This is a genomic window from Ralstonia sp. Ralssp135 (assembly GCF_047304345.1).
GTDB lineage: Bacteria > Pseudomonadota > Gammaproteobacteria > Burkholderiales > Burkholderiaceae > Ralstonia > Ralstonia chuxiongensis.
The window spans coordinates 59,060-79,667 of record NZ_JBGLYZ010000021.1 but is presented as its reverse complement, the minus strand read 5'-3'; the positions used below and the strand labels follow the sequence as shown (position 1 = coordinate 79,667).

The window sequence follows — 20,608 nt, the reverse complement described above, 5'->3', positions numbered from 1 at the left end:
CGATGCATTTCCTGCAACTCACCGATCTTCATATCAAGCGCCCGGGGCGACTGGCGTATCGGCGCGTGGATTCGGCGGCCTATTTGGCACGCTGCGTGGCGCATATCCTGGCGCAGCCGGCGAAACCGGATGCCATCGTCCTGACCGGCGATCTTGTGGATGCCGGCGCGCCGGAGGAGTACGCCCATCTGCGCGCCGTGCTGGCGCCCCTCGATGCGGCGGGCATCCGCATGCTGCCAGTGCTGGGCAACCACGACGGCCGGGATACCGCACGCGAAGCGTTTGCCGATTGGCTCGCGCCCATGCCAGCCACCGCGCAGGACGCGCGCGCTTTCCAATACTGGACCGACATTGGCGACGTGCGCCTGATCGTGCTCGATACGCTGGACACCGGCCATCCTGGCGGCCGCCTGGGCGTGCAGCGCCTTGATTGGCTGGTGGAGGCGCTGGCACGTGAAACGCAACGCCCCACCGTCATTGCGATGCATCACCCGCCGTTTGCCACGGGTATCGGCCACATGGATGTGCAATCGCTCGCCAAGGAAGACATCCCGGCCTTTGCGCAGATCGTGCGTGCCGCCGGCAACGTCGAGCGCATCATCTGCGGCCATCTGCATCGCTCCATTGACGTGCGCTTTGCCGGCACGGTGGCATCGACGTGCCCGTCACCCGCGCATCAGGTGGCGCTGGATCTCGACCCCGACGCGCCGCCCGGTTTCGTCATGGAGCCGCCCGCGTACAAGGTCCACGCCTGGGTGCCGGGCCAAGGCCTGGTGAGCCATCTCGCGTACGTGGGCGAGTTCGACGGCCCGCACCCGTTCTTTGAGGCCGATGGCCGGCTGATCGACTAAGCCGCTTCCACGGCGGCGGCGGCCATGCGCGCGACCAACGCATCGACATCGTTTTCGGCCGATGCAATCGACGCGCGCAGTCGGTCGTCTGCAAACTCGTCGTATTCGATGGCCACCGATGCCACATCCGTGATGCCGATGTAGCCGAATGCCGTTGCAACGCCGCCTTCCACGTGGTTCATGTGGGCGATGCGCTGGCCAGGGCCATAACCGAAATCGCCACGCGAGCTGACGATGACCAGGCGCTTGTTCATGCTGGCCAGCAGCGGCCAATAGGGCTCGCCGGTGCGGCTGCGGTCGAAGCCGAACGTGCGGCCCACACGCACGATATTGTCGATGTACGCCTTGAACTGCGCGGGCATGCCGAAGTTGTACATCGGCACGCCGGCCACGATCACGTCGGCGGCAAGCAACTCGTCGATCAACGCATCGCTTTGCGCAAGGCGATCGTGCATCCAGGGCTCGCGCTGCGCGGGCGGCGTGAATGCGGCATGCACCCAGCGGCCATCCACGGGCGGGGGCGGCTCAACGCCGATATCGCGATAGACGACCTGCGCATGGGGCGCATGCTCAAGCCAGCGCTGCACGAAGCGCGCAGATAGCCGACGTGTGTGGGAGCCGTGGCGTGAAGTCTCGGAGCTGCCCGGCCGGGCGCTTGAATCGAGGTGCAGTAGGCGGGCCGGAGAAGTCATTTGCGCATCCGTTTTGAGTTGAGTGGAGGTGTGGCCACTCTACGAACCGCGCTGCACCGCGACAAACGAGTTGTTTTGCGTGCCACAGATGAGATGGATTCATCCATACCGCCCACGTGGGAAAAACGCCCGTGACACAATCCCGCGCATGCGAAAACTGCCACCCTTGAGCGCGCTGCGCGCCTTTGAAGCCACTGCGCGCCACCTCAGCATGAAGCGCGCTGCCGATGAGCTGTCGGTCACGCCCACGGCTGTCAGCCATCAGATCCGCCGCCTGGAAGACGCGCTGGGGGTGGCGCTGTTCGAGCGCCACGTACGTGCGCTGCGTCTGTCAGCCGCCGGCGAGCAGTTGTATCCCGTGCTCAATACCGGCTTTGACGCGTTTGCGCAGACGATCGATGCCATTCGCGGCCCGCAAGCGCAACCGGCCCGGCAGCGCGTCACGCTTACGGCGCCGATGGGGCTTGCCGCGCGCTGGCTGGTGCCGCGGCTGGGCGAATTTGCGACGCAGCATCCGGAGGTGGATCTGCGCATTCATGCGTCTGACACCGTGGTCGACCTGCACGGCGGCAGCGCAGACCTTGCGGTGCGCTATGGCGATACGCCCGCTACGAATCACGGGCTCATCAGCGAACATCTTTTTGGCGATGCCTATGCGCCGGTCTGCCATCCGGGCCTGAACGTCCGGTCGCATGACGATCTGGCGCGCGTGCCGCTCATCCACTCTGAATGGCAGCGCACGCTGCCGCAGCCGATTGGCTGGCCGATGTGGGCACGCGCCGCCGGTATTGAGCACACGCTCAAGACCGACACGGGCATCGTGCTGTCCGACGACGGGCACGCCATGTCGGCGGCAATGGCCGGGCAGGGCGTGATCCTGGCGAACCTGCCGCTGGTGCGCGATGCGCTGGAGGCTGGCGCGCTCGTCCAGCCGTTCGCAGCGCCCGTGATTCAGCGCTATGCCTTCTGGGCCGTGGCGCCATCTGCGCGGCTTGAAGACGCCGCCGTGCGCTCTGTGTGGGACTGGCTATGCGCGTGCCGCGAAAGCGCGGCACGCGCGCATCGCTCAAGGCAATAGCGGCGACGTCGTACGCGCTGGCGCGAACGCTTCGTGCCACGCAGCGGCAAGCTGCAGCAGCGCAAGCTCCGACCGTGGCGAGGCAATGACCTGCAAGCCCAGCGGCAGACCGTCGGCGGTGAAACCCGATGGCAGGCTTGCGGCCGGCACGCCCGCCAGCGTGGCGCCAATCACGACTTCCATCCAGCGGTGATACGTGTCCATGGCGCGGCTGGCTACCGTCTTGGGCCAGTGTTCTTCCGCGGGGAAGGGCGCAACTTGCGTGCAAGGCAGGACAAGAAAATCGTACTGTGCGAACTGCCCCAGCAGCGCCTGATACCAGCTTGCGCGCGTGGCGATTGCGCGGTTGATGTCGATGGCGGTACGGCTGCGTCCGTGCTCGATTTCCCAGATGGCTTCGGGCTTGAGCAAGTCACGCGTGGCTGCGTTGACGTAGAGGAGCGCCAGGTTGCCCGATACGCTCAGCGCGCGCAGCGTGCACCAGCATTCCCACAACGCGTCCATCGCGAAGAAGGGCCGTACGGTTTCGACATGGCAACCCAGCGTGTCGAACGTGTCGAGCGCTTGCTCGTTGACGGCCAGCACTTCGCGGTCGACGGCAAGGTAGCCGCCAAAATCGCCCATCCAGCCAATGCGCGCTTGCCGAAAATCACGGTGAAGCGGCTGCATGAAGCACGCCGGATCGTCACTCAGTGACAGCGGCGCTCGCGGGTCGTAACCGGCCTGCGTGGCGAGCAGCCAAGCGAGGTCTTGCGGATTGCGCGCCATCGGGCCTTCGGTACCCAGTTGCTGGAAGAACACGTCGCCGGTGGGGCCGTAGGGCACGCGGCCGAGGCTTGGGCGCAGGCCGTAGATGTGGTTCCAGGCAGCCGGGTTGCGCAGCGAGCCCATCATGTCGCTGCCGTCGGCCACGGGCAGCATGTTCAGCGCCAGCGCAACGGCTGTGCCACCGCTGCTGCCGCCAGCCGAGCGCTCGGGGTTCCAGGCGTTGCGTGTGATGCCGTACACACGGTTGTAGGTGTGCGAACCGAGGCCGAACTCCGGCGTGTTCGTCTTGCCGATCAGTACGGTGCCCTGGCGGCGGATGCGCTCCACGACGATGCTGTCGTGTGTCGGCACATTGCGCGCCATGGCGAGACTGCCCATCGCCGTCACCATGCCGGCGGTGGCCGCAAGGTCCTTCGGTGCTTGCGGAAAGCCATGCATCCAGCCGCCGGACAAGCCTTGTGAGAGCAGCACATCGCGCTCCCGTGCTTGGTCGATGGCCGATTCGGCATCGATGCGGGCCACGACGGCATTCACCACCGGGTTATGGCGATCGATCTGCGCGAGAAACGCTTCCATGACTTCCACGCACGACACATCGCGCGCGTGGATGCGCCGGGACAGCTCAATCGCGCTCCATTGCACGATCTCTTCGTTGGCGACCGCAGGTGTGGCTGCTTGGCTCAGATTGGCTTGCATGGCTTGACTCGAAGTTCACTTCACGCGCTCAGGTAGGTCTGCGCCAGACGCACCCACGCGGCTGCGCCCAGCGGCAACACCTGGTCGTTGAAATCGTAGCCGGGGTTGTGCACCATGCAGCCGCCGAATTCACCTTCGCCATTGCCAAGGATCAGGTAGCAGCCGGGCACCTCGTTCAGCATCCAGGCAAAGTCCTCGCTGCCGTTGAGCCCCTTGGGCGCCTGCGTGACGACGTTGGCCGCGCCCACCAGTTCGGTGCAGACCTGCTGCGCCAGTTGGGTCTCCGCCTCGGTATTGACCATGGGTGGCGTCAATTGACGATAGTCGATCTGCGCCTCGACGCCATGGGCTTGTGCCGTCAGGCTGACGATCTCGCGGATGCGCATTTCCACCAGCGCGCGCGTTTCCGGCCGCGCCGCGCGCACATTCAGACCGATCGTCACCGATTCGGGAATCACGTTGTGCGTGGCGCCGCCGCGAATGAAACCGACCGACACCACCGCCGTGTCGTCGGGGGCGACGTTGCGTGCGACCACCGTCTGCAACGCGGTGATGATGGCGGCCGATGCGACAATCGGATCACGCGCGCGATGCGGCATCGCGCCGTGCCCGCCCATGCCCTTGATGGTGACGTCGGCCACGTCGGAAGACAGGCTCACCGGCCCCGGCAGCACGCGGAAGCTGCCGGCCGGGACGCCAGGCATGTTGTGCAAGGCATAAACGGCATCGCACGGGAAGCGCTCGAACAGCCCGTCTTCGATCATGGCGCGCGCGCCGCACAGGTTTTCCTCGTCGGGCTGGAAGATGAGGTTGAGTGTGCCGTCAAAGTCGCGGCTCTCGGCCAGCGCTTTGGCCGCTGCGAGCAGGATGGCGGTGTGCCCGTCGTGGCCGCACGCGTGCATCTTGCCGTGGTTGCGGCTGGCGTAGGGCAGGCCGGTTGCCTCAACGATGGGCAGGGCGTCCATGTCGGCGCGAATGCCGAGGCGGCGCGTGCCGTTGCCGAGCTTCAACTGCCCCACCACGCCGCTCTTGCCGATGCCGGTATGCACCTCGTAGCCCCAGCTTTTGAGCAGATCGGCCACCAATGTGCTGGTGGCGCCCACCTCGAAGCCGAGTTCGGGCTGCGCGTGGATCTGGCGGCGGATGTTGACGAACGTTTCTGCATCGATATGAACGGGCGGCAGCAGATGCGGCAGCAGTTGGAACGGCGTGAGCGTGGGCGCTTTGGTCATGTCGGGGCTCCGGGGTTGGAGGTTGGAATCGGGATCAGTGGGTTTCGCGTGCTTCGCGCAGGCTCAGCACGGTCAGCAGCGTGATGGCGCTGCACGCCATCATGTAGAAAGCAGGGGAGAGCGGATTGCCGGTGCGGGCCAGCAGCCAAGTCACGACAAACTGGCACGAACCGCCAAAGACCGTCACGCCAATCGCGTAGATGACTGACAGACCGCTGGCGCGCACCTTGATGGGCAGCAGCTCCATCATCATGAGCAGCATCGGCGTGGTACCGAGGTACAGCGTGCCTGTGAGCAATGCCGACAGCGCCAGCACCAGCGGCACGCTCGGGTAATGCGTCATCAGCCAGAAGGCCGGGTAGAGCGCCACCACAGTGACCAGCGTTGCGCCCACCACCAGCGGCTTGCGGCGCGGCAGGCGATCCGCCAACCAGCCCGAGAGCAGCGATGCGCCAAAGCTTGTCACCCCCGTCACACAACCGGCAAGCAGCGACAGCGAGGGCGGCAGATGCAGCTCACGAATCATGTAGGTCGGCATGAAATAGATGACCAGATACGTGCCGACCGTCCCGCCGATGATCGTGAGCACGCCCTTGATGACGAGGCCGCCGTGATCGCGGAACAAGGTGCCGAGCGGGCTCGGTGCATGCGTTTCGGCGGTGTGCGTTTCATCGAGGTGCGAGCGGATATACAGGCCCACCGGCGCGATCAGCAGGCCGAGGAAGAACGGCACACGCCAGCCCCAGCTCTGCAGCGCTTCCGGCGACAGGCTGCCGTACAGAATGGCTGCAGTGAGCGCGCCGCACAGGGCTGCAAGGCCCTGGCTGCCCAACTGCCAGCTCACGCGAAAGCCGCGCCCGCGAATGCCGCCGGATTCCATCAGCATTGCAGTCGATGCACCGATTTCCCCGCCCAGCGAGAAACCCTGCAGCAACCGCCCGGCCAGAATGACCAGCGGACCGAACAGGCCCGCCGTGGCGTACGTAGGCGCTACCGCCAGGCACAGCGTACCGATGACCATCAGCCCGATCGTCAACGTCATCGCGGCCTTGCGCCCGTGGCGGTCTGCGTAGTTGCCGATCACGAAGCCGCCCAGCGGCCGCATCACAAAGCCGATACCGAACGTTGCCACCGCCAGCAGCAGCGAGCCATACGCACTGTCGGACGGAAAGAACAGCTTGCCGATCATCAGCGCGAAGAAGCTGTAGACCGTGAAGTCGTACATCTCCAGCGCATTGCCGATCGAGCACGCGGCAATCAGTCGGGCCTGCCCGACGGGCTTGGACACAGCAGCGACCGATGCGGTCAAGGGCGGCTGCAGGGTGGCGTCATTCATGAGGGTCTCCATCCGGGGTATTGGTAAGAGGGCTTCTACGAACCCTTGGCGCTTGCAGTATTCCGCCAAGCCGCGGTCCGGAAAAAATCGTAAATATTCATCCCGATAACCAAATAGAATCACCGTCATAACCAGCCTGTATCCGCTATCAGGGAAAGCCCGTGAAGGCGTGAGGCTGGGCGCACACAAAATCGTGTGTGCGAAGAGGAAGGAGAAACCCCGTGAAGCTGCACCAGTTGCGCATCTTGCTTGCCGTGGCACAGCACGGCAGCATCCACGAAGCTTCGCGCGGGCTGCATATCTCGCAGCCGGCGTTATCCAAAGCGATTGCGGAGCTGGAACGGGAGCTTGGCGTCACGCTGCTGTCGCGCTCGGTGCGCGGCGTCAGCCTGACGGCGTACGGGATGGCGCTCGTCAAACGGGCCAGCGTGGTCGAGCAGGAGTTGCGTCACGCGCTGGAAGACATCGAATCCATCCGCGGGCATGCGGAGGCGGAGCTCAACATCGGCTTCACTGCCGTGGCGTCAAGCGGGCCGCTGCCGGATGCAATGGCGGCGCTGCGCAAGCGGTTTCCGAATGTCGCGCTGCGCGGTTTCGAACAGCGTCCGCAGCAGATTCTGGAAGGACTGCGCGAAGGGCGGCTCGATATCGGATTGATCTCCAGCAACAGCGGCCCCGGCACGGGGAGTTTTCAGTGGGAGCCGCTGTTTTCGGTGCCGATGCGCCTGGCGGTGCGCCCGGGCCATCCGCTGCGCCGCGTGCGCCGGCTGCGCCCGCTGCTGGATGCCGACTGGCTCGTGCTCGACCCATTGGAAGACCCGGGCAGCCCGATGGCGAGTCTGATGCGGCTGCATCGTCTCGAAATACCTCGCCGGATCGTGCAAAGCGCATCGAATCTGCTGGGGCTGCAATTGGCCACAAAGACGGACGTCGTCAGCATGTGGTCGGAATTTGTCTTCAGCGGCACGGGTGGGCCACTGCGCATGGTTCCGGGCTCGCTCGAAGTCTTACCGATGGAAGACGAACTGCCGGACTTCAACGTCTACATGGTCTACCGTTCGGCCGACCTGATGACGCATGTGTGCGCGGAATTCAGCAAGGAGATTCGGCACGCCGCGCAGGGCTATCGCCATCGCTGAACATCACGCGCCGAGCTCGGCGCTTTCCGCGCGCATGGCCCCGGGCGGCTGCCCGACCACCCGCTTGAATGCGCGGCTAAACGCAGCGAGAGACCCGTAGCCGAGCCGGTACGCAACGGCTTCAATCGCTTCGCGGTCACGCGTAATCCATTGCGCAGCGAGCCGCATCCGCAGCTCGGTCAGATAGCGCACGGGCGTCATTCCGGTGGCTGCGAGGAAGCGCTCGGCAAACACTGAACGCGAAACGCCCGCTTGCGCCGCCAGCTCCGCGACGCTCCAGTTGCGCCCGGGGTCTCGATGCAGCGCGACGATCGCGCGACCAAGTTTCGGCTCGCGCAGCGCCTGCACCCAGCCCGTCGCGTCGCCGCAACCGCACTCCACCCAGCCGCGCACGATGAAAGCAGCCACCACGTCAGCCAGCCGCGCGAGGATGCCCGCAAAACCTGCGCGCTCCGAGCACGATTCACGTTCCATCGCATCAAGCATCGGGCGGATTTCCGGATAGCGCGCGAGCAGGGTGCCGACGTGCATGAACTCCGGCATCGTCCCCACAAGGGGCTGCATGCCGCCCAGATCCAGCTCCATGCAGGCGCTGAAAATGAGCGCATCATCCTGCGCCGATTCCGTACCGGCGCCAACCGACGCCACCGTGTCGCAGATCTTCGCGGCTTCAAAGCCGGCGATCTCGCGGCACGGTGCATCCGGATCGGACAGCAGGGCGTGCGGGGTGCCCTGTGGCAGCAGCACTGCATCGCCAGCCTCAAGTTGCATCGTTGTGCCCGACGCGTCGCGCAGCAGAACCGGCCCGCGCCCAACGAAGTGGAATTGCGCACGGCCCGGCGCCTCGCCAAAGCTCAGCCCGAAGGGCCGCGCTACATGGATACGGCGGTACTGGACGCCGCTCAGCCGCATGCCCAGCAGCAGCTCGCTGACAAGGTCGTGCACGTCGGGCAGGGCAGATGGCGGAGGTGAGGGCATCTCAAAATCCGGACGATTGATCAACAAGGCCGGATTGTATGCCATAGACCGTCCGGCGATCGGGCCCTACCATGCGGCCTTATTGGTACTTTCCCTGATCTTTTTCTACGGACCGACGCATGAATCCCGGAATCTCCACGGCCGCTTCAATCGCGGCTCCACGTGAACCCGCCTGGGGCGCTGTTTTTGCGATGGCGCTGGGCGTGTTCGGGCTCGTCACGGCCGAATTCCTGCCCGCAAGCCTGCTGACGCCCATGGCGGAAAGCCTCGGCGTGACCGAAGGCGTGGCAGGACAGGCCGTCACGGCCACCGCAACGGTTGCGCTGGTCACCAGCTTGCTGACCGCCGCCGTCACGCGTTCCATCGACCGGCGGCGCGTGCTGCTCGCATTTTCGGTGCTGCTCGTGGCATCCAACCTGGCGGTGGCGTTCGCGACGAATCTGACGACGATTCTGATCGGCCGCGTGGTGCTTGGCATTGCGCTGGGCGGCTTCTGGACCATGGCCACCGCTACCGCAATGCGGCTCGTGCCCGCCGCGATGGTGCCGCGGGCGCTGTCGATCATCTTCAGCGGCGTGGCCGTCGCAACGATTGCCGCTGCGCCGCTGGGCAGCTACTTCGGCCATTTGATCGGCTGGCGCAATGTGTTCCTGGCGGCAGCCGGGCTGGGCGTGATCGCATTCGTGTCGCAGGTCGCGACATTGCCATCAATGACGCCAAGTGGCACGACGCGCCTGCGCACGCTGATCGACGTGTTGCGCCGCCCGAGCGTCGGCATCGGGATGTTCGCCACGATCCTGGTGTTCACCGGGCACTTTGCGTTTTTCACGTACCTGCGGCCGTTCCTCGAACAGGTTGCGGGCGTTGGCGTGAACGGGCTGTCGGCGATCCTGCTGGGCTATGGCATTGCCAACTTCGTCGGCACATCGCTCGCCGGCCGTGTGCTGGAACACCGGCTGCGGCCAATGCTGATCGCGATGCCTGCGCTGATGGTTGTGCTCGGCATCGCGCTTGTGGCGCTGGGCCGCGCGCCGGTCATCGATGCCGTGCTCATCGCCGTGTGGGGCATGGCGTTTGGCGGCGTGCCGGTGGCGTGGTCGACATGGGTCACGCGCACCGTGCCTGATGAAGCCGAAAGCGCGGGTGGCCTGATCGTCGCGGCTGTGCAGCTTGCAATTGCAACCGGTGCGGCAGCGGGCGGCGTGGTGTTCGACGCAAACGGCGCGGCGGGTGTTTTCATTGGCGCGGCCGTGGTACTGGCCATTGCTGTTGCGACGATCGTGACGGGCGTACCCAAGCGCCTGGAGGTGGTCCCGGCAATGGCTGAGTGACTGAGTGACATGGTGAGATGCGCGCCGCTGGGCTGATCGGCTATGGGCTGAGTCGGCCCAGTGCGTGCCATCTATATTTCTCATAATTTGCATTATGTTAAATAAATGATGGACCGGCGTTCACCGGTCTCGCCTCACACCTCTTAAGCCTTCTTCAAAAACTCCGGCTTGAGCAGATAGCTCACACCATCAATCTTGCAGTCGATCGGATGGTCACCGGGGACCAGTCGGATGTTCTTCACCTTGGTGCCCGCCTTGAGCGTGCCCGAGCCACCCTTGAGTTTCAGATCCTTCACTAGCGTTGCAGAATCGCCCGCATTCAGCGGGTTGCCGTTGGCGTCCTTGATGACCGCCTCCGCCTCAACTTCTTCTTGCTGCGCCGACGGATTCCATTCGTGCGCGCAATCCGGGCAGATATAGAGGTCGCCGTCCTGGTAGGTATTTTCGGAGGCGCATTGCGGACAGGCAGGAATCGTAGACATATCGTGTGGCATGAAGCGGCTGAATTGGGGCCCGCACTATACCAGCCGGAACCTCCTGGATGGCTTGACCCTTGTCACGCCGATATGCGCCGCGCCAGCAAGAAAACGGGCCCCCTCGCCAACGGGGCCCGTTTCCATCTCGCTTTTGAGGGCGTCCGGTGCGACGCCCTCAAGGCTGCCGTGCTCAGTTGCCGAACAGGCTCTCCAGCGCGCTGATCGTCGTTGAAAGGGTCGCGGAAACCGTACCCGTTTTCCCAGCATCGATCGCAAGCGCCACATCGCCCGTGGAGGCAAAGGATGCGCTCGCCTGATCCTCCGTGGTGGCAAACGCTACGGAGCCGGCGCTCGGTACGCCCGAGGCGCCCACGACCAACGGTGACGTCGTGGTCAGCAGCAGGTTTTCGTTGCCCGAGGGCGTTGTGAAATTCAGGTTGCCGGAAAGCTTTACCTCATCGGTAAAGGTCAGCAGCGAAAGCGCATCATCCAGACGCCAGCCTGCCAGCATGATGGAATCCTGGACGCCATTGATGTTGCGGTTCACGGTTGCGTCATTGGACGTCGCAACGTATTTCAGCGTGCTGTCGGGCTGCGGAATCGATTTGGAAATCGTCATTGTTCCATTGAATGTCATTGAGGCCGTACCTGCCTGCGCACTCAGATTATTTGCGGTGACGGCCGCGACAAACGAAAAATCCTGCAGGTTTGCTGTCGGGCCCGATGCTGCGTTGATGACAAATGACATTCCGCCATTGAGCGTCGTCAATAACGTTGCGCCGGCAAGTTCAATATTCTGCTGGCAATTCGCGAACGTCATGCTGGCGGTATCGCCTGCCGAGATGCTGCCCGAACCATCGCGATCGTCGAATGTAATAAATGCGGTGCCTCCGCCCGTGCAGTTGGACGAGAAGTTCCCTGGGCCCGCTTGGCTGCCCGCAGCGATGACGGAGAAGAGGCTGATCGCGTAGAGGCTGTACGTATCGCGAGAACCAAAGTACGTATAGGCGGCAGCGGTCCGCGCATTCACGTAACCGTTGGCAGGGTCCGCCAGCCGGATGGAGGAAGGTTGCTGCGGCACGGGGAGAACGGCACCGCCCTCATCATCGCCGCCCCCACAAGCGGCCAAAGCCGCTGCCATTGCAGTGATCAGCGCTGTCTGCAGCAATGTCTTCATGGCGAACTCCTTATTTTTTTAACGAAGATTAAGCAATCCATGCTAGAGACATCAGCTTATGCACCGTGGATTTCATTGCATTTGATGATTAAAACTTCATTGATCCACCGCAACACAAAATTCACCTGAAAATAATCTGCCAAAGCAGAATCTGCTTACACTTTAAATTCAATCCATTCACTGAACATCCGACTTTCTTTCGCTTGACCGCCCTCGCCTCTGCGCGTCATTGCCTTCGCTTTTTTCGCGGACATCGCCGCTCGTTCAATTTGTGGGCCATCCGTCAAGTGCGCGACAGGCGCCGGTCTTCGTTCTATGATCCAGCCTTCAACGACCGTTGCTGAACAGGAGAACCACCATGGGCGAAGCCAAACGACGCGGCTCACAGGCCGACCGCATTTCTCAGGCGCACGCCCGGCTGGACGCGCTGCGCCCTGAGAAACTGGTCTGCGGCGCATGCCAAACCGCCTTTACCGAATTCGAGGGGATGGAGCCGCGCGACATGCCCGGCATCCACGCCATTTTTGGCGGCGAATGCCCGAACTGCGGCGAGAGCGTGATCTCGTTCAACGGTGAGCCCGAAGCCGTGGCCGCCGCCATGCTGGCGTACCAGGACGCCATGGAAGACGCCAAGCTCGGCGCGCAGACGCAGGAGGGCAAGCACGTGTCCTACGTCGACGAAGAAGACAAGCCCACGCAACACTGAAGCCGCCATGCAGAACACGCCAACGCGCCGCTACCGCCACTACAAGGGCGGCGAATACGAGTGGCTGTGCGAGGCCACGTACGAGCCCGATCCTGCCATCAAGATGACGGTCTATCGCGCCGCCAACGGCACGATCTGGACGCGTCCGTCAACGATGTTCCATGAGATGGTTGAAGTTGACGGCCGCCAGGTGCCGCGCTTTTCGCTGATGGACTGAATGCCAACCGAAACCATCTCGTTGCGAGCGGGCCTGCGGGCCCGTTTTACATATTGGCGTGACCGCAGCGGCGCCTGGGCCGCGCGCCATGGCCAATTGGCTGCTGGGCTGCATGAGTTTGTCGTCTTCGGCATCAAGCAGGCGTGGGCATGCCTGTTCGGCGGGCTGATGGTCGCCCTGCTGATCGGCACGCATTTCTGGTACCCGGCCAACGCGCCGATTGCCCGTTACGACGCCCTGACGATTGCCGCGGTCATCATCCAGATTGCCTTGCTTTGGCTGAAGCTGGAGACGTGGGACGAAGCCAAGGTGATCTTGATGTTCCATGTGGCCGGTACAGGCATGGAGGTGTTCAAGACTGCGGTCGGTTCGTGGATTTATCCCGAGGCGTCGGTGCTGCGCATCGGCGGCGTGCCACTGTTCACGGGCTTCATGTATGCCTCGGTGGGTAGCTATATCGCGCGGGCGTGGCGAGAGTTCGACTTGCGCTTCTCGCAGCACCCGCCGTTGGCCGTGACGGCCCTGCTCTCGCTGGGCATCTACGCGAACTTTTTCCTGCACCACTATTGGTGGGATCTGCGCTACGTACTGATGGCGCTGATTGCGGTGGCATTCCGGCGCTGCTGGATCCACTTCCGCATTGATCGCGTCCACCGGCGCATGCCGTTCCTGCTGGGCTTCACGCTTGTGGCGCTCTTCATCTGGCTCGCAGAAAACATCGGCACGTTCACGCGCACGTGGCTCTATCCGAACCAGTTGCAAGGCTGGGAGATGGTGTCCATCGCCAAGCTCGGCGCCTGGTTCCTCCTGACCATCATGAGCTACGTGATGGTTACGCTGGTCAACCCGCCGCGGCCCGTTTCTGACGCTTGAACCAGGCATGCTCGCCCGGCGCCCAGTCGCGGAGCTCGAAGGTGATGTGCACGCGGCGCGAGAACTGCAGGTAGATGCCGCACGTTAGGGTCAGCGCCGCTGCAACTGCCACGCCGTCGATAAAGGTCGAGCGCGCTCCCGGAATGCCGCCCGCCATCAGCATGAGCCCGATCAGTGGCGGCAGCAGCGCCATGTGCACGAGCATGGCCGGCCGGAACGCGCTGTCGTGCGTGGTAGCCAGTACCAGGACCGTCACGCAGGAGATCAGATAAAGCAGCGTGGTCAGGTTGATCGCCCCGCTGCCCGGCGCGTTGGCATCAAACAGATCGGCCCCGGCCAGTTGCAGCGCATCCATCGACAACCCCTGCCAGAACACCCACGTTGGCCCGGCGATGGCAATGGCCAGCACCCACGGCAGCCATCCGGCAATGCCGTACAGCGGATGTTGTCCCGCTGCGATCGGGTCGATGTCGACCCAGCGATGCGTCAGCATGATGCACCCCCAACAATGCGCACCCGTTCTGGTGACGGTTGCTTTCGGCAAGCGCCGGCGGCGTCTGCCTCCCCTACTTTCTAGCTTAGGTCGCTGCGCAAAGCTCGCAATGCAGGAGGAACCCTGAGCGCACAATCGGATTGCGCTACCTCAACTGCCGGTCAGCTATCGGCGGAACAGTCGCGGGCGGTCCGGATCGTAGAGCGGGTCGGGCGTGATCTGCGTGAGCTGCAATACACCGGCGGGGTCAAAGTAGAAATGCATCAGCGACGGCCAGACGTCGTCCGCCTTGAAGCGGTACGACCAGACCAGGCGGTCCATGCGCGGGAAATACGCGGTTTCGACTGGCTGGCCAAAATGCCGCAGCACGTCATCTCGGGTCCAGACACCGATCTTGGCCTGGGCAAACTCAAGGCTGCTCAACACTTGCTTGAAGGCGACGAGCTTTCCGCTGGCATCAAAGTCGGCCGCGTAGGTGAACTGGCCGTACGGTTTGGTCGGATAGAGCCAGCGGGTGCCGCCATCGAGCGGATAGGTTTCGCGCGGCGGCCCAAACTGCGCCTGCACCGCGGGCTCGTCCGCGCCCACCAGGCGTTGGCCCTTGGTGACCGGGGATTCCAATGCCGCACATCCCGCCGTGGCCGCAACCACAATCGCTACCGCCGCCCAACGCATTGCGTGCATGACAACCGCCCTCGCCAAACTGAGTCAAGCCGGTAGTTTATCGCCGTGCGTCAGCTCAACGCGCGAGTAGCGGCGTGATATCGAGGTGCGTTGCGGCAAGGCGCGCATCGGCGTGTGGCAATCGCGGGATCGTGCCCAGATGCGGTGCGTTGATCCAGCGGCGCAAGGTGGCGACGTTGTCGTCAAGCCCTGCCATGGCCGAGTCGACCACGTTACCGACCCAGCCGGCCAGATGCAGGCCGCGTGCGGCAATCGCCTCGGCGGTGAGCGCGGCGTGGTTCAGGCAGCCCAGGCGCAAACCGACAACCAGCACCACCGGCAAGCCCAGCGCCACAGCCAATTCTGCGGTATCAAAGTCGTCCGACAGCGGCACCCGGAAACCTCCGACGCCCTCCACCACGACGGCATCCGCCAACGATCTGGCATGTGCAAACGCATCGAGAATCGGCGGCAGCGTGATCGTCACGCCTTCGCGCGCTGCGGCCAAATGCGGAGACATCGGCGCGTCGAGCAGCCATGGACACACGGTATCGAGCGGCAGATCGACTGACGCAGCGGCCCGCAGTTGCTCGACGTCTTCATTGGTACGCGTGGGCGCGCCCGCCAGCGTGCCGGCAGCAATCGGCTTGAGGCCTGCAGCGCGGTAGCCAGTGTCAGCCAGCTTGGTCAGCAATGTCGCGCTGACCAGCGTCTTGCCGATCTCCGTATCCGTGCCGGTGACAAAGCAATCGAAGCGCGCGGGCATCTCAGGCTGCCTTGGCCGGCTGTAGCGATTGGCCGGCCGTTTCCAGCGCCTGGGCAAGGCGTTCGATGTCCGCATCGGTATGTGCGGCCGACAGGGTGATGCGCAGGCGCGCCGTACCCGCTGGCACCGTCGGCGGGCGGATGGCGGCGATGCGGATGCCTTCGCGCTCGAGCGCAGCGGCCAACTCCAATGCGGGTGCGTTCTCGCCAATCACGATCGGCTGGATGGCCGTGGGCGATGGCATCCATTGCCAGCCGAAGCGCGCGGCCAAACGCTGCGCATGCGCACTCCACACGGCGATATGGCGATCGAGGCGCGCGCGACGTTCAGCGCCCTCCTTGCCTGCGATCAGATCCAATGCTGCCTCCACTGCACACGCAATGCCCGGCGGCGTGGCTGTTGTGAAGATGTACGTGCGCGCGCGCTGGACCAGCCAGTCGATCACCAGTTGGTGCGCGACGATGGCCGCGCCCGATCCACCAGCGGCCTTGCCGAAGGTGCCGACATAGATGAGGCGTTTCGAGCGCACCCCGAAATGCGACAGCACGCCCGAACCTTTTTCGCCGAGCACGCCCAAGCCGTGCGCGTCGTCGACGATCAGCCAGGCATCGTAGCGTTCGGCCAGCGCGAGCAGTTCGGGCAGCGGCGCGATGTCGCCGTCCATGCTGAACACGCCGTCAGTGACGATCAGCTTGTTGCGGCTGGTGCTCGCGGCCAGAAGGGCTTCCAACGCAGCCACGTCGACGTGCGGATAGACCTTCACGGGCGCCCGCGACAACCGCGCGCCGTCGATGAGCGAGGCGTGGTTCAGCGCATCAGAAAAGATCGTGCATTCCTCCGCCGGGCGGATGCCGCCGGCCTGCGCCATGGCGCTCACCACGGCCAGATTGGCCATGTAGCCGGTGCAGAAGAACAGCGCGTCTGCCTCGGGAATGTGTTCGGCTTGCAGCGCCGCCATGCGTGCTTCCAGCCGCGCGTGCGCGATCGAATGACCGCTGACCAGATGCGATGCGCCGCTGCCGAAGCCATATTGCTGCGTGCCGTGCGTCACCGCCTCGGCCAAGGCGGGATGCGCTGCCAGGCCCAGATAATCGTTGCCGCAAAAGCCAAGAATGTCGCGCGGTTCGCCACCGGACACGCTGATGCGCTGGCTGCGGTCCGTCGGGCTGTACGCGGTGCGGCGCACGCGGCGCAGGTGTGCGGCGTCGATGGCGTCCAGGCCTGCCTGCAGGTCGTCAAGCAATCGCATAGGTGTGTCCTTCTGTTTCGCCCGTAACTTGGGCCAGCGTGTCTTCAAGCGTCTGCAGCGTGCGTTCGACCAGCAGGTCGGTCTCTTCGTCGCTCAGCACATAAGGCGGCAGCAGATAAACGGTGTTGCCGATGGGGCGCAGCAGCAGCCCCTGCGTGCGTGCCGTCAACGCAAAGCGCTCGGCAAAACGGGCGCCGGCCACTTCGGGGTGCACGTCGAACGCGGTGATCATCCCCGTCTGCCGCAGATGGGCAAAGCGCGCATCGTGCGACAGCGGCGCCAGCCCCTGGGCGATGCGCGCGGCGGTCACGCGGTTACGCGCAAAGACGTCTTCTTCAGCAAACAGGTCGAGCGTGGCCAGTGCCGCACGGCACGCCAGCGGGTTGCCTGTGTATGAATGCGAATGGAGGAAGCTGCGCACCGGTGCATCCTCGTTGAAGGCGTCATAGATGGCATCACGTGACAGCACGATCGATAGCGGCAGATAGCCGCCGCTGATGCCCTTCGACAAACACAGCAGGTCCGGCCACACGCCAGCCTGCTCGCACGCGAAGAACGTACCGGTGCGGCCGCAGCCCACGGCAATCTCGTCCGCAATCCAATGCACGCCAAACTCATCGCACAGCGCGCGCACGCCGCGCAGATAGCTCACGTCGTGCATGGCCATGCCGGCGGCGCACTGCACCAGCGGCTCGATGATGACGGCGGCGATGGTGCCCGCGTTGGTGCTCAGGCAATCGCGCAGCGCGGCCAACGCGCGTTCGGCCACGTCGGCGGCGGTCTCGCCCGGGCCGGCTAGACGCGCGTCCGGCGATGGCACCCGGTGCGATTGCAGAATCAGCGGGTCATACGCATCGCGGAAGATCGCGACATCGGTCACGCCCAGCGCGCCGAGCGTTTCACCGTGGTAGCCGTGTTCCAGGCAGACGAAACGGCTGCGCGCGCCCTGCCCTGCATTGCGATGGGCGTGGAAGCTCATCTTGAGGGCGATTTCCACGGCAGAAGCGCCGTCGGAGCCGAAGAAGCTGTGGCCCAGCACACCGCCCGTCAGGTCGATGAGGCGCTCGGCCAACTCCACCGCCGGCCGATGCGTGGCGCCCGCCAACATGACGTGCTCCAGTGAATCGAGCTGGGTCTTCAGCGCCGCATTGATGTGCGGATTCGCATGGCCGAAGAGGTTGACCCACCAGGAGCTGGTGCCGTCCAGGTAGCGCTTGCCATCAAAGTCGATCAGCCACGGCCCCTGACCGCGTGCGATCGGCAGCGGCGGCATGGCATCGAGTCGTGCATTTTGGGTGCACGGATGCCAGACGGCCGCGCGGCTGCGCGCCTGCCACGCCGTATTGGCGCTAGGCGCGCCGTCAACCGGCACCGGGATTGGGGGATACGCCATACGAGGCCTCCTCGAAACAGAAGCGGGGGATTCGGCGGCGTATGGTAGAGGGCATGTCGATCAAACAACAAGCCCGCACGTTTGGACAAATTGACGACACGAAAACCGACAAAGAGTGAAGAAGCGCACTTCTTCGGCGGACGTTCAACGTCCTGCGGGGAACTTGTCGTTAAAAAATCTTTTCCGCGGAAATGAAAAGCGGCTTAAAAATCACATGAAGTAGAGATCCATCAAGCCGACTCAGAAGTTGCGCCACGGAACACGAGGGTCTGACGGATTATTCACTTTGAGTGATATTCAGAATGGACTGCACGTTTGCGTTGCGTCATTGCTCTGCCCTAGGGATAACCCTATACTCGGGAAAACCCTAGATAACGCAACGAAAGAAAGAGAGAAAACATCATGATCCAGCAAGCCTATTACACCCCGAAGTTCGCCGGCCAAGCTCAAGTGCAGGCCGCCCGTCGCCCATCGCTGCTGCGCGCAGTGGTCAATTTCTTCCGCAACGGTTGGGATGACAACCTGGTGTACGCAGAAGTGGTTGGCAAGTCGGGTTCGTACCTGGGCTGAACGTCGCGGCCGAATGTTCGGTCATGCCGCAAAGGCACGTAAAAAAACGGCGCGTCGGCGCCGTTTTTGTTTTGGGGCGCTTCACGCGAACCTAGCCCAAATCTCCACCGCCCACCGGCAACACCGTCCCGGTGATGTACGAGGCCTCGTCCGAAGCCAGGAACAGGATCGCTCGCACCTGCTCGTCGATCGTTCCATAGCGGTGCATCAGGCTGCTGGCGATGGTCTGGTCCACGATGCCCTGGTACCAGACGGCGTCCTGCTCTGACATGGGCGCCGTGTTGCGCGGAATCTTGCGCGGCGGCGCTTCGGTGCCACCCGTGGCGACGGCGTTGACGCGGATGTTGTCCTGCGCATGCTCCAACGCTAGGCTGGCCGTGAGCGCATTCACGCCACCCTTGGCCGCCGAATACGGAATCCGGTAGATGCCGCGCGTGGCAACCGACGAGACGTTCACGATCACGCCTTGCCTGCGCTCCACCATGTGCGGCAGCACGGCGCGGCAGCACCACAGCGTGGGAAACAATGAGCGGCGTATCTCCGCCTCGATCTGCGCTTCTTCATAGTGCTGATACGGTTTTGCCCAGATCGTGCCGCCGACGTTGTTGATCAGTGCGTCAATGTGGCCGAAGGCATCGAGTGCGGCCTGCACGGCATGCTGAGCGCCAGCGTAGGTTTCCAGATCGGCCGTAGTGGCGTGGGCCTGGCCACCCGCTGCGGTAATCTCGGCCTGCACCTCGTAGACCAGCTCTGCTCGATCCACCAGCAGCACCTGGGCGCCCTCTTCTGCCAGCGCCAATGCCACGCCACGCCCGATACCTTGGGCCGCGCCCGTCACGACGACGGTCTTACCTGAGAATCGTTGCATGCTCATGCCGCCTTCGCCTCCGGTACTGCATTGGGCGTGAATTTCTCGTAGTAGAAGCTGCTGGGCTTCACGCCCTCGTCGTCAAAGTACTTGCGCACGGCGTCGACCATCGGCGGCGGCCCGCACAGATAGACATCCACGTCGCCATCGTTCAGGGCGTTGGCGGGCACGTGCTGCGTCACCCAACCCTTGCGCGGATGATTCGACGCTGCGTCGGCCACGACGGTGGCGTAGGTGAAGTTCGGCAACCGCGCCGCATAGGCTTCAAGCGCATCGACCTGCACCAGGTCGAGGTCACGGGTCACGCCATAAATGAGATGCACCTTCTGCTGCGAATTGGTGCGTGCCAGCACCTCAAGCATCGACAGGAACGGCGCGAGACCCGTGCCGCCCGCAAGGAACAACAGCGGCCGCTGCACATTGCGCAGATAGAAGCTGCCCAGCGGCCCCTGCAGATCGAGCTTGTCGCCCGGCTGTGCGGTTTCCAACCAACGGCTCATCACGCCACCGGGAATCTTCTTGATCAGGAAGCTGATCTTCGATTCTCCCGGCGCGGATGAGAACGAATACGAGCGGTGCTGCCCGCTGCCCGGCACGCCGATGTTGACGTACTGGCCAGGGAGAAACACCGGCGCAGAGGCATCCACGTCCAGTTCCAGCACGACGGCTGCGTCGTTATGCAACTCGACTTTCGACACCGTTGTCCCGAAGCTGCTCTGACCAGTCTTGCAGCTGGTCGACGTGGTGGGCACCGCAATCACGCAATCGCTTTGCGGCACCATCTGGCACGTCAGGACGAGGCCCGTGTTCTTCTCGTCTTCGGTCAGTGCGTCGTCAATGTAATCGTCACCAAGGTCGTAGCTTCCGCTCTCGGCGCGGCACTTGCAGGTTCCGCACACGCCATCGGAGCAATCCATGGGCAGGTTGATCTTGGCGCGGAAGGCGGCATCGAGCACCTTCTCCCCCGCTTTGCAATCGATGAAACGGGTCACACCGTCCTCGAAGTTCAATGCGACTGTGAAACTGGACATGGGATACCTCCGCAGCCTTGGATAC

General features: G+C 63.9%; 22 protein-coding genes. 8 read left to right on the top strand and 14 right to left on the bottom strand.

Annotation, left to right across the window (positions count from 1 at the left end; all coding sequences use genetic code 11):
- Nucleotides 1-2 precede the first annotated feature (2 nt).
- On the top strand, nt 3-851 hold the full coding sequence (locus tag ACCD03_RS15685; protein ID WP_413412229.1) for a phosphodiesterase: 849 nt from the start codon (nt 3-5) through the stop codon (nt 849-851).
- Here the strand turns inward: ACCD03_RS15685 and ACCD03_RS15680 are convergent.
- A complete protein-coding gene (locus tag ACCD03_RS15680; RefSeq protein ID WP_413412223.1) occupies nt 848-1,543 on the bottom strand; it encodes an FMN-dependent NADH-azoreductase in 696 nt (231 codons plus the stop codon). The two genes, ACCD03_RS15685 and ACCD03_RS15680, sit on opposite strands and share 4 nt — an antisense overlap.
- 148 nt (nt 1,544-1,691) lie before the next feature.
- On the opposite strand from ACCD03_RS15680, the gene ACCD03_RS15675 reads away from it, so the two are divergent.
- Entirely contained in the window at nt 1,692-2,621 is a 930-nt protein-coding gene (locus ACCD03_RS15675) for a LysR substrate-binding domain-containing protein (protein ID WP_413412222.1), read from the top strand.
- Here the strand turns inward: ACCD03_RS15675 and ACCD03_RS15670 are convergent.
- Genes ACCD03_RS15670 through ACCD03_RS15660 form a run of 3 tightly spaced genes read right to left on the bottom strand, consistent with a single transcriptional unit; the run spans nt 2,610 to nt 6,653 of the window.
- Nucleotides 2,610-4,085, bottom strand: coding sequence for an amidase (locus ACCD03_RS15670; protein ID WP_413412221.1), 1,476 nt, complete (start codon nt 4,083-4,085; stop codon nt 2,610-2,612). The two genes, ACCD03_RS15675 and ACCD03_RS15670, sit on opposite strands and share 12 nt — an antisense overlap.
- 20 nt (nt 4,086-4,105) lie before the next feature.
- Entirely contained in the window at nt 4,106-5,317 is a 1,212-nt protein-coding gene (locus ACCD03_RS15665; protein ID WP_413412220.1) for a M20 aminoacylase family protein, read from the bottom strand.
- Nucleotides 5,318-5,351: 34 nt separating this feature from the next.
- Nucleotides 5,352-6,653, bottom strand: coding sequence for an MFS transporter (locus ACCD03_RS15660; protein ID WP_325649828.1), 1,302 nt, complete (start codon nt 6,651-6,653; stop codon nt 5,352-5,354).
- Between the two features lie 221 nt (nt 6,654-6,874).
- On the opposite strand from ACCD03_RS15660, the gene ACCD03_RS15655 reads away from it, so the two are divergent.
- A complete protein-coding gene (locus tag ACCD03_RS15655) occupies nt 6,875-7,792 on the top strand; it encodes a LysR family transcriptional regulator (RefSeq protein ID WP_204360042.1) in 918 nt (305 codons plus the stop codon).
- A gap of 3 nt (nt 7,793-7,795) precedes the next feature.
- Here the strand turns inward: ACCD03_RS15655 and ACCD03_RS15650 are convergent, their stop codons facing one another.
- Complete coding sequence (locus tag ACCD03_RS15650; protein WP_413412219.1) at nt 7,796-8,815, bottom strand: AraC family transcriptional regulator; 1,020 nt, start codon at nt 8,813-8,815, stop codon at nt 7,796-7,798.
- A 74-nt stretch (nt 8,816-8,889) separates the two neighbouring features.
- Here ACCD03_RS15650 and ACCD03_RS15645 point away from each other — a divergent pair, with 74 nt between their 5' ends.
- Complete coding sequence (locus tag ACCD03_RS15645) at nt 8,890-10,101, top strand: MFS transporter (RefSeq protein WP_253539373.1); 1,212 nt, start codon at nt 8,890-8,892, stop codon at nt 10,099-10,101.
- 143 nt (nt 10,102-10,244) lie between these two features.
- Here ACCD03_RS15645 and ACCD03_RS15640 read toward each other — a convergent pair whose 3' ends face one another.
- Together ACCD03_RS15640 and ACCD03_RS15635 are read right to left on the bottom strand one after the other, a co-directional pair.
- Complete coding sequence (locus ACCD03_RS15640; RefSeq protein ID WP_045206417.1) at nt 10,245-10,583, bottom strand: zinc ribbon domain-containing protein YjdM; 339 nt, start codon at nt 10,581-10,583, stop codon at nt 10,245-10,247.
- Between the two features lie 184 nt (nt 10,584-10,767).
- Nucleotides 10,768-11,754, bottom strand: a complete 987-nt coding sequence (locus ACCD03_RS15635) for a hypothetical protein (RefSeq protein WP_413412218.1) — start codon at nt 11,752-11,754, stop codon at nt 10,768-10,770.
- A gap of 358 nt (nt 11,755-12,112) precedes the next feature.
- Between ACCD03_RS15635 and ACCD03_RS15630 the strand changes: the two genes are divergently transcribed.
- The 3 genes from ACCD03_RS15630 to ACCD03_RS15620 are packed head-to-tail and all read left to right on the top strand — an operon-like array spanning nt 12,113 to nt 13,550.
- A complete protein-coding gene (locus ACCD03_RS15630) occupies nt 12,113-12,460 on the top strand; it encodes a hypothetical protein (RefSeq protein WP_413412217.1) in 348 nt (115 codons plus the stop codon).
- A 7-nt stretch (nt 12,461-12,467) separates the two neighbouring features.
- Nucleotides 12,468-12,677 (top strand): DUF1653 domain-containing protein, encoded by a 210-nt coding sequence (locus ACCD03_RS15625; protein WP_253539363.1) that lies wholly within the window; start codon nt 12,468-12,470, stop codon nt 12,675-12,677.
- Nucleotides 12,678-13,550 (top strand): DUF817 domain-containing protein, encoded by an 873-nt coding sequence (locus tag ACCD03_RS15620; RefSeq protein ID WP_413412216.1) that lies wholly within the window; start codon nt 12,678-12,680, stop codon nt 13,548-13,550. It begins immediately after the preceding gene.
- On the opposite strand, the gene ACCD03_RS15615 is transcribed toward ACCD03_RS15620, so the two are convergent.
- From ACCD03_RS15615 to bioA, 5 genes are all read right to left on the bottom strand, one after another.
- A complete protein-coding gene (locus ACCD03_RS15615; RefSeq protein WP_413412215.1) occupies nt 13,519-14,043 on the bottom strand; it encodes a hypothetical protein in 525 nt (174 codons plus the stop codon). The two genes, ACCD03_RS15620 and ACCD03_RS15615, sit on opposite strands and share 32 nt — an antisense overlap.
- A 165-nt stretch (nt 14,044-14,208) precedes the next feature.
- Nucleotides 14,209-14,727 carry a hypothetical protein gene (locus ACCD03_RS15610; protein WP_045206359.1) on the bottom strand — a complete coding sequence of 173 codons (519 nt, stop codon included), beginning with the start codon at nt 14,725-14,727 and terminating at the stop codon, nt 14,209-14,211.
- A gap of 55 nt (nt 14,728-14,782) precedes the next feature.
- Nucleotides 14,783-15,472 (bottom strand): dethiobiotin synthase, encoded by a 690-nt coding sequence (gene bioD, locus ACCD03_RS15605; RefSeq protein WP_045206360.1) that lies wholly within the window; start codon nt 15,470-15,472, stop codon nt 14,783-14,785.
- Nucleotide 15,473: 1 nt separating this feature from the next.
- Nucleotides 15,474-16,721, bottom strand: a complete 1,248-nt coding sequence (gene bioF, locus ACCD03_RS15600) for an 8-amino-7-oxononanoate synthase (RefSeq protein WP_045206361.1) — start codon at nt 16,719-16,721, stop codon at nt 15,474-15,476.
- On the bottom strand, nt 16,708-18,114 hold the full coding sequence (bioA, locus tag ACCD03_RS15595; RefSeq protein WP_045206362.1) for an adenosylmethionine--8-amino-7-oxononanoate transaminase: 1,407 nt from the start codon (nt 18,112-18,114) through the stop codon (nt 16,708-16,710). The genes bioF and bioA overlap by 14 nt, the downstream gene beginning before the upstream one ends.
- Before the next feature lie 402 nt (nt 18,115-18,516).
- Here bioA and ACCD03_RS15590 point away from each other — a divergent pair, with 402 nt between their 5' ends.
- Nucleotides 18,517-18,684 (top strand): hypothetical protein, encoded by a 168-nt coding sequence (locus ACCD03_RS15590; RefSeq protein ID WP_200869025.1) that lies wholly within the window; start codon nt 18,517-18,519, stop codon nt 18,682-18,684.
- Nucleotides 18,685-18,775: 91 nt separating this feature from the next.
- Here the strand turns inward: ACCD03_RS15590 and ACCD03_RS15585 are convergent, their stop codons facing one another.
- Together ACCD03_RS15585 and benC are read right to left on the bottom strand one after the other, a co-directional pair.
- Complete coding sequence (locus ACCD03_RS15585) at nt 18,776-19,558, bottom strand: 1,6-dihydroxycyclohexa-2,4-diene-1-carboxylate dehydrogenase (protein ID WP_413412214.1); 783 nt, start codon at nt 19,556-19,558, stop codon at nt 18,776-18,778.
- Entirely contained in the window at nt 19,555-20,583 is a 1,029-nt protein-coding gene (benC, locus tag ACCD03_RS15580; RefSeq protein WP_413412213.1) for a benzoate 1,2-dioxygenase electron transfer component BenC, read from the bottom strand. The genes ACCD03_RS15585 and benC overlap by 4 nt, the downstream gene beginning before the upstream one ends.
- Nucleotides 20,584-20,608 lie beyond the last annotated feature (25 nt).